17 protein-coding genes and 1 riboswitch are annotated in these 14,003 nt (G+C 63.3%); of the genes, 13 read left to right on the top strand and 4 right to left on the bottom strand.

What is annotated here, in order from left to right; genetic code table 11:
• Positions 1 to 37: 37 nt before the first annotated feature.
• On the bottom strand, positions 38 to 1,054 hold the full coding sequence (locus tag ACR9WD_RS14800; protein WP_434922340.1) for an SDR family oxidoreductase: 1,017 nt from the start codon (positions 1,052 to 1,054) through the stop codon (positions 38 to 40).
• Between the two features lie 311 nt (positions 1,055 to 1,365).
• On the opposite strand from ACR9WD_RS14800, the gene ACR9WD_RS14795 reads away from it, so the two are divergent.
• Positions 1,366 to 1,632, top strand: a complete 267-nt coding sequence (locus ACR9WD_RS14795) for a DUF7218 family protein (RefSeq protein WP_434922339.1) — start codon at positions 1,366 to 1,368, stop codon at positions 1,630 to 1,632.
• Between the two features lie 24 nt (positions 1,633 to 1,656).
• Positions 1,657 to 1,812: a hypothetical protein gene (locus tag ACR9WD_RS14790; protein WP_190264111.1), complete on the top strand. Its 156-nt coding sequence runs from the start codon at positions 1,657 to 1,659 to the stop codon at positions 1,810 to 1,812.
• Positions 1,813 to 2,009: 197 nt separating this feature from the next.
• Here ACR9WD_RS14790 and ACR9WD_RS14785 read toward each other — a convergent pair whose 3' ends face one another.
• Positions 2,010 to 2,618, bottom strand: coding sequence for a CBS domain-containing protein (locus tag ACR9WD_RS14785; RefSeq protein WP_434922338.1), 609 nt, complete (start codon positions 2,616 to 2,618; stop codon positions 2,010 to 2,012).
• Positions 2,619 to 2,815: 197 nt separating this feature from the next.
• Here ACR9WD_RS14785 and ACR9WD_RS14780 point away from each other — a divergent pair, with 197 nt between their 5' ends.
• The 5 genes from ACR9WD_RS14780 to ACR9WD_RS14760 all read left to right on the top strand — a co-directional run bounded on the left by ACR9WD_RS14780 (position 2,816) and on the right by ACR9WD_RS14760 (position 4,209).
• Positions 2,816 to 3,025, top strand: coding sequence for a hypothetical protein (locus ACR9WD_RS14780; protein WP_073706958.1), 210 nt, complete (start codon positions 2,816 to 2,818; stop codon positions 3,023 to 3,025).
• Positions 3,026 to 3,065: 40 nt separating this feature from the next.
• A complete protein-coding gene (locus ACR9WD_RS14775; protein WP_073706957.1) occupies positions 3,066 to 3,272 on the top strand; it encodes a hypothetical protein in 207 nt (68 codons plus the stop codon).
• Positions 3,273 to 3,275: 3 nt separating this feature from the next.
• Complete coding sequence (locus ACR9WD_RS14770) at positions 3,276 to 3,482, top strand: isochorismatase family protein (protein ID WP_434922337.1); 207 nt, start codon at positions 3,276 to 3,278, stop codon at positions 3,480 to 3,482.
• Positions 3,395 to 3,751 carry a cysteine hydrolase family protein gene (locus tag ACR9WD_RS14765; RefSeq protein WP_434923218.1) on the top strand — a complete coding sequence of 119 codons (357 nt, stop codon included), beginning with the start codon at positions 3,395 to 3,397 and terminating at the stop codon, positions 3,749 to 3,751. Before ACR9WD_RS14770 ends, ACR9WD_RS14765 begins: the two co-directional genes overlap by 88 nt.
• Before the next feature lie 119 nt (positions 3,752 to 3,870).
• Complete coding sequence (locus ACR9WD_RS14760) at positions 3,871 to 4,209, top strand: hypothetical protein (RefSeq protein WP_434922336.1); 339 nt, start codon at positions 3,871 to 3,873, stop codon at positions 4,207 to 4,209.
• A gap of 79 nt (positions 4,210 to 4,288) precedes the next feature.
• On the opposite strand, the gene ACR9WD_RS14755 is transcribed toward ACR9WD_RS14760, so the two are convergent.
• Together ACR9WD_RS14755 and ACR9WD_RS14750 are read right to left on the bottom strand one after the other, a co-directional pair.
• On the bottom strand, positions 4,289 to 4,744 hold the full coding sequence (locus ACR9WD_RS14755) for a DUF421 domain-containing protein (protein ID WP_172511655.1): 456 nt from the start codon (positions 4,742 to 4,744) through the stop codon (positions 4,289 to 4,291).
• Positions 4,744 to 5,280 (bottom strand): hypothetical protein, encoded by a 537-nt coding sequence (locus ACR9WD_RS14750; protein WP_434922335.1) that lies wholly within the window; start codon positions 5,278 to 5,280, stop codon positions 4,744 to 4,746. The genes ACR9WD_RS14755 and ACR9WD_RS14750 overlap by 1 nt, the downstream gene beginning before the upstream one ends.
• A gap of 184 nt (positions 5,281 to 5,464) precedes the next feature.
• Between ACR9WD_RS14750 and ACR9WD_RS14745 the strand changes: the two genes are divergently transcribed.
• The 6 genes from ACR9WD_RS14745 (at position 5,465) to ACR9WD_RS14720 (ending at position 13,934) form a co-directional block, all read left to right on the top strand.
• Complete coding sequence (locus tag ACR9WD_RS14745) at positions 5,465 to 6,115, top strand: 4a-hydroxytetrahydrobiopterin dehydratase (RefSeq protein WP_434922334.1); 651 nt, start codon at positions 5,465 to 5,467, stop codon at positions 6,113 to 6,115.
• Positions 6,116 to 6,260: 145 nt separating this feature from the next.
• The gene (locus ACR9WD_RS14740; RefSeq protein WP_434922333.1) at positions 6,261 to 7,499 is read left to right on the top strand and encodes a M20 family metallopeptidase; all 1,239 of its coding nucleotides are present in this window, start codon (positions 6,261 to 6,263) and stop codon (positions 7,497 to 7,499) included.
• Positions 7,500 to 7,563: 64 nt separating this feature from the next.
• Positions 7,564 to 9,033: an MFS transporter gene (locus ACR9WD_RS14735; protein ID WP_434923217.1), complete on the top strand. Its 1,470-nt coding sequence runs from the start codon at positions 7,564 to 7,566 to the stop codon at positions 9,031 to 9,033.
• A gap of 76 nt (positions 9,034 to 9,109) precedes the next feature.
• Positions 9,110 to 9,222, top strand: a riboswitch (SAM riboswitch).
• A 54-nt stretch (positions 9,223 to 9,276) separates the two neighbouring features.
• Positions 9,277 to 9,855 (top strand): hypothetical protein, encoded by a 579-nt coding sequence (locus tag ACR9WD_RS14730; RefSeq protein WP_434922332.1) that lies wholly within the window; start codon positions 9,277 to 9,279, stop codon positions 9,853 to 9,855.
• Between the two features lie 260 nt (positions 9,856 to 10,115).
• The gene (locus ACR9WD_RS14725) at positions 10,116 to 11,849 is read left to right on the top strand and encodes an ABC transporter ATP-binding protein (protein WP_434922331.1); all 1,734 of its coding nucleotides are present in this window, start codon (positions 10,116 to 10,118) and stop codon (positions 11,847 to 11,849) included.
• Positions 11,850 to 13,934 (top strand): ABC transporter ATP-binding protein, encoded by a 2,085-nt coding sequence (locus ACR9WD_RS14720; protein WP_434922330.1) that lies wholly within the window; start codon positions 11,850 to 11,852, stop codon positions 13,932 to 13,934.
• Positions 13,935 to 14,003 lie beyond the last annotated feature (69 nt).

Here is a 14,003-nt window from a genome sequence, read left to right as displayed (position 1 = left end):
CCCGGACCCCTATCCGCCCGGGGACAAATACAAAGTCCTACGGCTGGTTCTTCCCGCCGTTGACGTGCACCGTCGATCCGACAACATACGAAGCCTCGTCGCTGGCCAGGAACACATAGGCTGGAGCGAGTTCCACCGGCTGACCTGCCCGGCCCAGCCAGGTATCGTGGCCGAACTTCGGCAACGCCTCGATGGGCTGGCCATCCGAGGGCTGTAGCGGAGTCCAAATGGGACCGGGAGCCACCGCATTGACCCTGATTCCCTGCTTGGCAGCCTGGGAGGCCAGCGTCTTGGTGAAGTTGCTGATCGCCCCCTTGGTCGAGGCGTAGTCCATGAGGTGATCCGAGGGGTCGAAAGCCTGGATGGACGTCGTATTGATAATGGATCCGCCGGACGGGATCACCTTCAGCGCATCCCGGCTCAGGGCGAACATCGCGAAGATATTCACATCGAAGGTCGCCTCGATCTGCTCATCGCTCAAATCCTCCAAGGACTCGACACTGATCTGTTTGCCGGCGTTGTTCACCAGGATGTCCAGTCCGCCGAGCGCGGCCACCGCCTCGTCGACCAGCGAACCGCGGTACTCGCGGTCGCGCAGATCCCCGGGCAGCAGGTGCACCTCGACGCCGGCGTCTTCCAGGAGCCCGGCGATGGCATCCGCATCCGGCTGCTCCGCGGGCAGGTAGGCCAAGGCGACGCTGGCCCCTTCGCGGGCGAAGGCAATCGCCACTGCCGCTCCAATGCCCGAATCGCCACCGGTGATCAGCGCACGTTTTCCGGCCAGCCGGCCCCGTCCCTGGTAGCTGCGCTCGCCGTGATCCGCCTTCGGCTTCAACTCCTGATCCAGGCCGGGCTCCGGCTGGCGCTGTTCGGGAGGGCTGATCTTCTCCTTGCCGGCACGCTCGGTTCCAGCGGAATCGCTGGTGCGCCGATCCGGATGGCTGCCGGTGCCCACCGGCTCATCTGCTGTGCCGTGATCCGGCAACCCGGTGCTGCTCGAATCGCTGGCAGAGCCTACTGGCTCATTGTGGTGCGGGGGATTCTTCCCGGGCATGGCTTTTCCTCCTGCAGTTGCTGGAAGACGCCGTCGCGAGAGCGCCAACGGCGTCAGGGGCACCTCCCAGTGTTCTTCGCGGGGCACCGGCGGTGAATAGCACGGTGCCCACTTGGCGGCAACGGCCAGAGTGCTTTCGGGCAAGCATCAGCTTCGCGGCTGCTGCCAGAAAATGTGCTATCGACGAAGTCTGGGATCCAGCGCAGAGTTCGGGTGCTCCCCTGTCGCCCGTGGCCGCAAATAGCTAGCGTGGGACGCACAGTGCTGGTTATCCGAAGGCCAGTTGGCGACGGGTGAGAGGGAGGAAACCCATGGCAGGCAAGGGCAAGAGCCGGATCAAGGATGCGGAACTCTACGAGGAGCTGCGCGAGGAGGGGAACTCCAAGCAGAAGTCGGCGCGCATCGCCAATGCCGCCGCCCGAGATGGCCGCTCCGCGGTGGGCAAGCGTGGCGGCAAATCCGGGGACTACGAGGACTGGACGGTCGAGGAATTGCAGGACCGGGCCAAGGAAATCGGGGTTGAGGGCCGTTCGAAGATGCGCAAGGCCGAGCTCATCGATGCCCTGCGCAATTCATAGCCGATCGCCACGACAGGAGAAGCAATGAGTGACCGAGACAAGCCCGAGAATCTGGCACGCACCACGCAGCCGGATGGCGAAGCAGAACCCGGCGGCGAGCGTGTGGCCCGCCGGGGGAGCATCAATGAGAATACTGCGGATACGTCTGAGGAAAGCGAAGACCGCTTTGATGCGGGTTGAGCTTTCCTTCCAGGAAAGGATGAAGACATGACGGACAAACCGATTAATAGGACTCATGGCCGTCGGCCCGGCCTGTGGCTCACGATTGTGGGCGGGCTCGTGGCCGTAGGATTCGCCATCTACGCGCTGCTCGCGGCGCCTGACAGCACCTCGGGGCCACTGTGGATCGTGGCAGGCTGGGGCGCATTGCTCTTCATCTACGGCGTGTACCGCCTGGTTCGGGGGCCAAGCTCGTTGGATGACCCGAGGGGAGGCACGGACGCCAACGGGCGGTGACGCGGCAACTGCCGTGAAAAATCGCCAAGGGCAAGAACAGGGCTTCCGGGAAAACCGTGGTTTGCCCGGAAGCTCTTCCTTGTGCTGCCGCCGTCGGCAGGTCCTGGTCTGGTCCTAGTCTTGGGAAATCCCTTCGACCAGGCTTCCGGTGCTCTGCTCGTCGTAGTAGCGGGAATGTCCGCCTGGGCGAGCATTCCCACCAGCGTATGCCCGTCGATGACGGGAAGCCTGCGCACCTGGTGCTCCTGCATGGTGCGGATGGCTTCCTCGATGGAATCGTCGGCGCCAATGGTTACCGGCTTGCCCTGGGCATAGTCGGCGACCTTGGTGCTGGAGGTGACCACGCCGTCGGCTACGGCGTTGATGACGATATCGCGGTCGGTGATGGTGCCGGCCAGCCGGTCATCCTTGCCGCAGATGGGTAGCATGCCGACCTGCAGGTCCTTCATCAGCTGGGCTGCGACCTGGATCGAGTCCTGTTCCTTGACGCATTTGGCTGGCGAGGTCATTAGTTCCTTGGCTGCAACCATGATCGTGCTCCTTTCGCGTTTTCCTGCGGGACGCCCCCACGCTCCAGCACCGCAAGCAGGCCTACAACCATTGCCAGCGTCCTTGCAGGCTCGCCCGGGGTGAAGCTGGCAACAGCCGATTAACCATGTACGCGGGGCACGCTTCACTGGTATTCGGTTAGAGGACCGTATCGGATCAATCCGGAAGGACAAGAACCATGGGACTCATCGACAAGGCCAAGGAAGCCATTGCCCACGCCGCAGATCGGCTGAAGGACCCGGACCAGGATTTGGTGGAGAAAACCTGGCCGCTGGGCCAGCCGGATGACGAGCACGTTCCCGCCCCGGCCCACGAGGCCGAGGGCATCGACCCGGATCTGGATGATTCGACCGAAGACCAGTACCGCGAAGATGACGAGGAACGCTAGCCGCAAAGGGGAACACTCAGCAGAAGACAGGAGAGAACCAATGCAGACCTGCGATTTGTGCGGAAACGACCAGGACCCGCTGTTCATGCTCAGCAGGGATGGGCGTTCAGGCCAATACGACAGTTTCGAATGCGCCATCCAGGACATGGCCGAGCGGTGCGCGCACTGCAATTGCGCCATCCTGGGCCATCCGGTGCGCCAGCAGCAGGACGTGTTCTGCTGCCAGCACTGCGCGGCGCACAGCTGAGCCATGGATGCTACGGATTCCACGAGCGACTTCAGGCACCCGGCCCTGCTGCTCATCGATCTGCAGCGCGGCTTCTTCGCAGACCCCGGGCTGACCGCATGGAGGCAGCAGATCACGGCCAACTGCAATCGACTGGCCGCGGCGGCGGCACGGGCCGGGGTGCCGGTGATCAGCGTGCGCACCGTGCACAAGGACGACAGGTCCACCTGAACGCTGAAGATGCTCGAGGATGGCCAGGGCTACTCTTCGAAGGCACGGCGAAAGCCGGGTACCTGGAGGAGCTGGAGCTGGCCGGGGCCATCGAGGTGGTCAAGCGCCGGGACAGCGCCTTCTGGAACACGGAGCTGACGACGCTGCTGCTGCAACGCCGCGCCAGTTCCCTGGTGCTGGCCGGGGTCGCCACCGATACCTGCATCCGGGCTACGGCATCTGACGCGTTTGCCGCGAACCTCCCGGTTGCGGTCGCCACCGATGCCTGAGCGTCCCCGGACCCGCAGGCAGGGCAGAACGCACTGGACTACATGAGCACCCAGCATCGGCAGAAGCTGATGGCCACCGAAGAAATCATTTCCCTATGGACAATGCAAGAGGAGCGCAAATGTCACTGAACAATGAAGAATTCGAGAATGTGCGCAAGGACCAGGACATCGACGAGCCGCTGGATGGCCGCGACAGCCAACCGGCTGAAGGCTCCTCGGATGCGCCTGCGCAGCTGGATGCGGATGACCCGTTGCGCGGGGCAGAGGGCATCCTGGACCAAAGCGACGAGGACCCGCTGCTGCTGAATCCCGAAACCACGCTGGTCGAACCGCTGGACGAGGAACGCGCTGTCGATGACACGCAGCTCGATGAACCCGAAGAGTTTGAGGACCTCGGGCTGGATGCCGAGCGCAGCGCCAACCTGCCCGATCAGCGTGAGATCCCGGAAGAGCAATAGCGGACCGAGCGCACAAAGCGAGCGGTGCCAACCTATCTGGTTGGCACCGCTCGCTTTCTCGCATTTCTGGCAACTGCGCTCAGGATCGGGACTGGGCTTCCTGGGTGAAGAAGGAGATCTTGCCACTGGCTTCCAGTATCGCCAGCCGGATGCTGCTGTAGTTCTCGATGCCTGCTTGGCGGGCCAGCATGCTCAACTCATCCAGGCCGATGCGCTCAGCATGCAGCGCCTTGCGGTCAAGCACCCCGTCGCGCACCAGCACAATGGGCCGGCCCTGCATCAGCTTGCCCAGCTTGGGCCATCGCATATTTGCATAGTTCAGGATTGCCGCGAGCACGATCATGGTAAAGGCAGCCAGCAAGCTGCCGACCAGCGAACGGTCTTCCATGGTGATGCCTTGCTGCACCAAATCGCCCAGCACCACGAAGAGCACCAGCTCGAATGAACTGAGCTCGCCGAGGGTGGACCGTCCCGCGGCGCGGGTGGCCAGCCACAGGATGATGAACGCGACGGCAGCGCGGATGACGATATCCATCAGGGGATCCTCCAGGTTCTGATCTCTAGTTCCGTTGTATTGCCATTCACCTCGATGCCCAGCACCCCGCCGCTGCTCGGGGACCACTGATCCGAGGCGCGGCCGGTGAGCGTGGCGACCATTTGCCTGGACCCTGGCACCGGGGCCACCTCGAATTGGATGGTGCCACCTGCGCCGCTTGCTACGGACTCGGGTTCGGGAAAGGCCGAGAAGTCCTCGAAGAGCATCAGGTAGTCCTCGTTCAGCTCCAGGGTGATGGTCTCGGGCAACGGCTCGGCAGCGGTGATTTCAATCCTCAGCTCGATTTCATTTCCGGCTCTGATCACGGTGGGGAGCTGCACTTCGGCCGTGAAGCTGTCGCCGTCCTTCACCACGCTCTTCTCCTGGGCGAACAGGCCGAGCAAGGCAGCCACGACGATGGCTGCAACCGCCAGGAATGCGGCACGGCGCAGCCGCCGGCGCTTGCGATTGCTATGCGCAGATTTGATGTCATCCAACGTCGAATCATTGATCTCGGCTTGGAAGATGTTCAGCATGGAATTCTGGCCTCCTTGCGCTTTGCCATCGAGGCTAGGCCGTCCCGCCCGAGTACGGACAGGTGGCGCATCAGTTCACAGGAGACATCCAGATCGCTGGCACTGATGGAAACCTGTGCATTCAGGAAATCTCCTTGAGCTGGAGCGGCACCGGTGCCATCGTGTTTTGAAGGAGGAGATACGCATGAGCAGCAACGACATACTCAGTGACCAGCAGATCAGCGACTATCTTGAGGACCTGCCGCATTGGCGGGAAATCCCCGGCGGCATAGCCGCCGTTTTCCAGACCAAAACAGCGGCATCCGCCATCGAGCTCTTCAGCGATATTGCCGGGGCCGCCGAAATGGACAACCACCACCCGGACGTGGACTGGCGCTACAACCGCGTCTTCGTCACCACTACTTCCCATGACGCCGGAGGGCGGGTGACCACCCGGGATATCGCCCTGGCAAGCAGGATCTCCGAACAGGCCCGCGCACTTGGCGCCACCTCCCGTCCGGAACTGATCCGCACGGTGGAAATCGGCATCGATACAGCCGACCCGCAGCAGGTCGCCGCGCAGTGGGCCGCCGGCCTGGGATACCAGCAGCAGGAGGACGGCAGCCTGGCCGACCCGAACCACCGGTTGCCTGCCATCTGGTTCCAGAAAACAGAAGATCCCAACCCTAACCGGCTGCACCTGGATGTGTGGGTCCCGTTCTCCGAAAGCCAGCCGGTACTCGAAGCGCTGGACAGCGAAAGCACGGAACTTGATAGCCAATACGCGCCCAGCTTCACCGTGGCGACGGATCGGCAGGGCAACAGGTTCTGCATCTGCACCGAGCAGGACCGCTAGCACCGCCGGCGCTCGCCGAATTTGCCGAATATTGCATTAAACCGGTTGTTGGACTGCTTGGCCAGCCGGGGGATAGATTGAAATCACCGGAGCCAGCTGGGCCATGTCGGCTAACCGCAGCTCGGCGCGAAAAGAGGGGGACCCAGTGGGCACTGCACAGGAAATCACCGCTTCGATCGAGGAACAGCTGTCATGGCAAGAAGAGCTCTACAAGCATTTCCACCGCAATCCCGAGCTGGGGCTGAAGGAGCATGAAACCTCGGCGCGGATCTGCGAGGAACTCGAAGATCTTGGCTATGAAGTCCAGCTGATCGGCGGCACCGGAATCGTTGGGGTCCTGCGCAATGGCGAGGGCCCGGTGGTCTTGGCCCGCGCCGACATGGACGCGCTGCCGGTCACCGAGGACACCGGGCTGGAGTATTCCTCCGAGGTTCCGGGCGCCATGCACGCCTGCGGCCACGACATGCACATGGCCACCCTGCTCGGTGCGGCAAAGTACCTCGCCGGAAACAAGGAAGCCTGGTCCGGCACCTACATCGCCCTGTTCCAGCCGGCCGAGGAAACCGCGGCCGGCGCCAAGGCGATGGTGGAAGACGGGCTGGTGGACAAGATTCCCAAGCCCCAGGTGGCCTTGGCGCAACATGTGATGCCTGCAGAAGCCGGGGTGATCGGGACCACCGCCGGGCCGATTCTCTCTGCCGGGGATTGCCTTCGGATCACTGTGCATGGACGCGGAGCCCATGGCTCGATGCCGCACAACTCGATGGACCCTGTGGTGCTGGCCTCCTCCATTGTGCTCAAGCTGCAGACAGTGGTTTCCCGCGAAACCCAGCCCGGGCACTTCGCGGTGCTCACCGTCGGGTCGCTGACCGCGGGCACCACCGCGAACATCATCCCGGACCGCGCTCAGCTGCTGCTGAATATCCGCACCTACGAGCCAGCCATCCGCCAGCGCGTCATCGATTCCATCCACCGGATTGTGCGCGGCGAATGCCAGGCTGCCGGCTCGCCCAAGGAACCGGAGTTCGAGTTCTACGACCAGTTCCCGCTCACCAGCAATGACGAGACGGCCAACGCCAAGATCACCGCGGCTTTCGAAGCCCATTTCCCCGAGGGACAGGTCTACCATGCAGACCCGGCCACCGCCTCGGAGGACTTCAGCACCATTCCGGATGCCTTCGGCATTCCCTATGCCTACTGGACGGTGGGCTGCATGGATCCGCAGAAATACAAGGATGCGGTGGCCGCGGGAACCGTCGCCTCCGATATCCCGGCCAACCACTCGCCGTTCTTCGCACCGGTGATCCACCCAACCCTTCAAACAGCAACCAGCACCCAGGTGGTGGCCGCACTGGCCTACCTGGGCACCGGAGCACAAGAGTAGGGAGCAGACGATGTCCGCAGCACCGACCACGGGCGCCACTACCTAGCAGCCCACCGACAAATGGCTGCTGGGCATCGTCCTGGCAGTCATCAACTTCTGGCTTTTCGCCCAGACCCTGCTGAACGTCATTCCCGGGATCCGCGGCCAGCTGGGCGTCGAAGAAACGCTGGCCAATCTGGCGGTGTCCATCACCTCGCTGTTCTCCGGCATCTTCATCGTGGTCGCCGGCGGGCTGGCCGACCGGATGGGCCGGGCGAAAGTCCTTTACCTGGGCATCTGGCTTTCCATCGCCGGCTCGCTGCTGATCGCCGTGACCCCGGAGAACCTGGGCGGGCTGACCAGCGCCATGCTGCTGGGCGGCCGCGTGGTCCAGGGCCTGTCCGCCGCCTGCATCATGCCCGCGTCCATGGCCCTGGTGAAGACCTATTACGAGGGCAAGGACCGCCAGCGGGCCCTGTCCTACTGGTCCATCGGCTCCTGGGGCGGTTCCGGGTTCTGCGCACTGTTCGGCGGGCTGATGGCCACCAGCTTCCTGGGCTGGCGTTCCATCCTCTGGATCTCCATCGTGCTCTCGGTGCTGGCGCTCTTCCTGCTCAAGGGCACCCCGGAATCCAAGGCCGAGCAGGATCCGGCAGCCGAGCGCCGCTTCGACTACACCGGCCTCATCGTCTTCATCCTCATGCTGGTCTCCATCAACGTCTACATTTCCCAGGGTCCGAATATCGGCTGGCTGAGCCTGGGAGGCATCGCGCTCGTGGCGATCTTCGTGGTCACCGGGCTGCTGTTCTTGCAGATCGAGGTGCGCAGCCGCAATCCCTTCGTGAACCTGAAGCTGTTCTCCAACGGCACCTTCACCGGCGCCACGCTGTCCAACTTCCTGCTCAATGGCGCGGCCGGCACGCTGATTGTCTCGCTGGGCCTGGTCCAGGTGGCGGCCGGGATGTCCTCGCTGCAGTCCGGCCTACTGACCTTGGGCTATCTGGTGGCCATCCTTGCCACGATCCGCGTGGGTGAGAAGCTGCTGCAGCGCTTCGGGCCGAAGAAGCCGATGCTCTGGGGATCGATGTTCACCGGTGTGGGCATCCTGATGTGCTCGATGACTTTCCTGTATATCGACCAGTACATCTTGCTCTCCGTTATCGGGTTCACGCTGTTCGGCATCGGCCTGGGCTTCTATGCCACGCCGTCCACCGACGCGGCGCTGTCCAATGTTCCCGACAGCGAGGTGGGCTCGGCATCCGGCATCTACAAGATGGCCTCGTCACTGGGCAACGCCATCGGCGTGGCCATCTCCGCGGCCCTGTATGTGGCTGGACAGGCCATGGATCCGGCACTGATCCAGTCCTGGGGCCTGTTCATTGGCCGGCAGGACAATGTGGCGTTGCGCTTCGGTGGCGCCATCGGCCTGTTGTTCAACGTGCTGATGGTGGTCATCGCGATCGCCGCAATCATCGTGACCGTTCCTTCGGAGAAGCAGAAGGACAGCGAGAGGACCAAGCACGACGAGGTGGCGCCGCCGCCAATCGGGAACTGATCGAATCGCTTGCTGGGCCGGTGCTGCGCACCGGCCCAAGCCGAACTGTCGGTGGTGCCCAGTACTATCGAACCAAGCTCACGGAATCGCGGCGCTAAGTACCTGGCTAGCCGCGTGGCAACCCTCCTCATCGAGCGGGGTGCCCCAGGGGAAGAGCCGGTCCGGGAAGCCATCCCGGGCAAGTCGATCGGTGGTGCTGATCCTTCAGGATGCTGCGCCGCCTGGAACGAACGCGAGGATGCCATGGGCGCCGAACATGAATACACAACAGGGAATACGCAAGGAACCGACAGCGAGCGGAAGTGGCACAGCGTGCTGCTGGACTATCCCTTCCACGCGGGATCGAGCACCCTCCAGTCAGGGGGATTCCTGGCCTTCGAAGCCGAGAAGCAGCGAGGTGGACTGCTGTGCCTGAATCTTCCCCACATCCACGAATACGTGGCCCGCTGGATTGCCGCCGGATTCACCCCGGAACTGTACTGGGCTGTCAACGCAGGGCTGAAAGCCGCGCTGGACCATGCCCGCCGGCTCTGCAGAAATGTCGGGGACCAAGAACTCCTTGGGCGACGGCTGGAACTGCTCGGGATCACCGCCAAAAACCCGCAGGCTGGCCAGACTTATCTGCGCGTGACCGGCAAGGACCCGATCACTGGCCGAAGCATCATGGAAGAGCGGACGCGCCCTGAGCACATTGTGCAGCTGGTGCCCGAAGCCTGGGCGGAATTCCCGCGGCTGCTGGGCTTCGAACGCCCGTCCGTGGCCCTGTCCAAGTACATCCGAGGGAACTGCGCCAGCGAGGTTCCCTGCAGCGTGCAGGCGTAACCGGGGCTAGGTTTCCGGTGGATGAAAATCCGCCGGAAACCAAGCCGCTTGGCGTTAATTCCATAATCTATGATTAACGCCACCATCCCCGGAATTTTGCGGTTAATCGAGCGTTAACCACTGGTTGGCAAATATCAATCGGAAGGATGATACTAAGTGTCCAAGCGGAGCGCTAGACTGGCAATCGCTCTTCAATCACGCTGCCCTTAATCCGAAGGCCCAGCATGCAGGAGAGCGTGATGCCAGCGAGGATTTTCCACATGCTTCTCAAGCTCATCTTGAAACACTCCAAACCCTATGCCGGGTGGATCGTTGCAGTAGTCATATTGCAGCTGGCCACCACCATGGCTACGCTCTACCTTCCCAGCCTGAACGCCAAGATCATCGATGTCGGCGTGGTCAATGCCGATATCGACTACATCTGGCGCACCGGCGGACTGATGCTGGTGGTGGCCCTGATCCAGGTGGCCACCGCCGTCGCCGCCGTCTACTTCGGTGCCAAGACCTCCATGAGCGTCGGACGCGATGTCCGCCAGGCGGTCTTCGAGAAGGTCTCCACCTTCTCCGCCCAGGACGTCAACAAGTTCGGTGCCGCCACCTTGATCACCCGCGGCACCAATGACGTGCAGCAGATCCAGATGCTCACCCTGATGGCGCTGAACTTCATGATCACCGCGCCGATCATGTCCATCGGCGGCGTGATCATGGCGATCCGCGAAGACCCGGGGCTGTCCTGGCTCGTCTGGGTATCCGTGCCGCTGGTGCTCATTGTCGTCGGCCTGCTGGTCATCAAGCTGATGCCGTTGTTCCGCGACATGCAGACCCGCATCGACGGGATCAACGGCGTGCTGCGCGAGCAGATCACCGGCATCCGCGTGGTGCGCGCCTTCGTGCGCGAAGAGCATGAAACCGAACGCTATGCCGATGCCAACCAGAAGCTGACCGACCTGGGCGTGAAGGTCGGCAACCTGTTCGTGCTGATGTTCCCGGCGATCACCATGATCCTGCACCTGTCCACCGCCGCCGTGCTCTGGTTCGGTGGTCACCGCGTGGACAACGGCGACGTGGAGGTCGGTGCGTTGACCGCGTTCCTGCAGTACCTGCTGCAGATCCTCATGGCAGTCATGATGGGCACTTTCATGGCCATGATGGTCCCGCGCGCCATGGTTTCCGCCGACCGCATTGCCGAGGTGCTGGACAGCGAGCCGAGCATGCTCGACGCCGCCGAAAGGCAGATCGAGCTGCCCACCCCGGGCACCGTGGAATTCAAGAACGTCACCTTCGGATACCCGGGGGCCGAGGCTCCGGTGCTCTCGGACATCTCCTTCACCGCGAAGCCCGGGCAGACCACTGCCATCATCGGGTCCACCGGTGCTGGCAAGACCACCTTGCTGAACCTGATTCCGCGGCTCTACGACGCCACCGAAGGGGAGATCCTCATCGGCGGGGTGCCGCTGAAGGACCTGGGCCGCGACACCATTTCACGGAACATCTCCGCGGTGCCGCAGCGGCCCTACCTGTTCTCCGGAACCATCGCGAGCAACCTGCGCTTCGGCGCCCAGGAGGCCACCGAGGACGAGCTGTGGGAAGCGTTGCGGGTCGCCCAGGCCGAAGGGTTCGTGGCAGAACGCGAGGGCCAGCTGGACTCCAAGATCTCCCAGGGTGGCACCAACGTCTCCGGCGGACAGCGCCAGCGCCTGTGCATCGCACGGGCCTTGGCCGCCAAGCCGAACACCTATCTCTTCGATGATTCATTCTCGGCGCTGGATGTGAACACCGATGCCAAGCTGCGTGCCGCCTTGGCCGAACCGACCAAGGACGCCGCGGTGATCATCGTGGCCCAGCGCGTCTCGACGATTACCGGTGCCGACCAGATCCTGGTCCTGGACCATGGCGAAATCGTCGCCCGGGGAACCCACGAGCAGCTGCTCGAAACCTCGGAAACCTATCAGGAAATCGTTGCATCCCAGCTGAGCGTGGAGGAGGTGGCCTAAGTGGCGAAGAAGCAGAAGAATATAGATCCGGCGCAGCTGGATAGCGAATTGGCCGAGGTCAACGAATTCGACGCAGCGGCGGGAGCCGACGACTGGAGCGGCGGCGCCCCGGTGCGCAAGGCCGAGCATTTCTGGCCATCGGCCAAGCGGCTGATCGGGCTCATGTCCCCGTATAAGCTGGGCATGGTGCTGGTCTTCGCCCTGATCACCGTGTACGTGGTGCTTTCGGTGATTGCCCCGCGGATCCTGGGCAAGGCCATGGACGTGATCTTTGCCGGGCTGATCGGCAAGAACATCCCCGAGGGCACGCCCGCGGAACTGGTCATTGCGCAGCTGCGCGACTCCGGGCAGGACACCCAGGCCGACATGCTCTCGAAGGTGGACTTCATCCCCGGGCAGGGCATCGACTTCACCCAGCTCTCGCAGTACATCCTGATTGTGCTGTCCATGTACTTCATCGCCTCGCTCTTCTCGTGGGCCTCGGGCTGGCTGCTGAACAAGCTGGTCATGCGCGTGGTCTACAACCTGCGCAAGGACGTCGAGGACAAGATCAACAAGCTGCCGCTGAACTACTTCGACACGCGCCAGCGCGGCGACCTGCTCTCGCGCGTGACCAACGACGTGGACAACATCCAGAACGCGCTGCAGCAGGCGCTGAGCCAGCTGGTCTCCTCGATCATGACGGTTCTGGGCATCGTGATCATGATGTTCGTGGTCTCCTGGCAGATGGCGCTGATTGCGCTGGTGGCCCTGCCGCTCTCGGCAGTCGCCGCGGGCGTCATTGGCACCCGGGCGCAGAAGCTGTTCACCGCGCAGTGGAAGAACACCGGTGCGCTCAACGGCCAGATCGAGGAATCCTTCTCCGGCCACGAGCTGATGAAGGTCTTCGGCCGTGAAGAGGACATGGTAGAGCGCTTCACCGCACGCAACGAGGAGCTGTACAAAGCCAGCTTCGGCGCCCAGTTCGTCTCGGGCATGATCATGCCGGTGATGAACTTCGTTTCCTACCTGGCCTATGTGGGCATCGCCGTGGTGGGCGGCTTGCGCGTGGCCTCGGGCACCATGAGCCTGGGCGATGCCACCGCGTTCATCCAGTACTCGCGCGAGTTCACCCAGCCGCTGGGGCAGATTGCCGGCGTGGCCAACATGCTGCAGTCCGGCGTGGCCTCGGCCGAGCGCACCTTCGAGCTGCTGGATGCCGAAGAGCAGGAGCCGGACCGCGCGCAGGACACGCTGCCTGCCCGTACCGATGGCCATGTCTCCTTCGAGAACGTGTCCTTCTCCTACAGCGAAGACAAGCCGCTGATCGAGGACCTGTCCTTCGATGCGGATCCAGGCCACACGGTGGCCATTGTCGGTCCGACCGGCGCCGGCAAGACCACGCTGGTGAATCTGGTGATGCGCTTCTACGAGCTGAACTCGGGCAAGATCATGCTCGATAACCGCGACATCACCGAGCTCTCGCGCGCCGACCTGCGCTCGAAGGTGGGCATGGTGCTGCAGGATGCGTGGCTGTTCGGCGGAAGCATCATGGAGAACATCCGCTACGGCCGGCTGGATGCGACCGATGAGGAAGTCATCGAGGCGGCCAAGGCGACCTTCGTGGACCGCTTCGTGCGCGCCCTGCCCGATGGCTATGACACCATCATCGACGAGGAAGGCACCAACGTGTCGGCCGGCGAGAAGCAGCTGATCACCATCGCCCGCGCGTTCGTGGCGAACCCGTCGCTGCTGATCCTGGACGAGGCGACCAGCTCGGTCGATACCCGTACCGAGCTGCTGGTGCAGCAGGCCATGGCCGCGCTGCGCAGCGACCGCACCAGCTTCGTGATTGCCCACCGTCTGTCGACGATCCGCGATGCCGACACCATCCTGGTGATGGAGGCTGGACGGATTGTGGAGCAGGGCAACCACGAGTACCTGCTGGGAACGAAGGGCGCCTACTACCGGTTGTACCAGTCCCAGTTTGCCGGCCCGGCCGAGGACGTGGATGCGAACCCGGATACGGCTGCGGTGCCTGCTACCGGCGGAATGCCGCTGACCGATGCGCCGGTTCCCGAGCCAGGGGCGAACCTCGACTCATAGGAACTAGCGGTATCAGAGCCGCGGCTGGACTGGACCTCGGTCCATTCCAGCCGCGGCTTTTTGCATGCC

The sequence above is a fragment of the Glutamicibacter sp. PAEs-4 genome, assembly GCF_051161755.1.
Taxonomy (GTDB): domain Bacteria; phylum Actinomycetota; class Actinomycetes; order Actinomycetales; family Micrococcaceae; genus Glutamicibacter; species Glutamicibacter nicotianae.
Note: the sequence above shows the minus strand (reverse complement) of the source record. Positions and strands in the feature narration are given on the sequence as shown.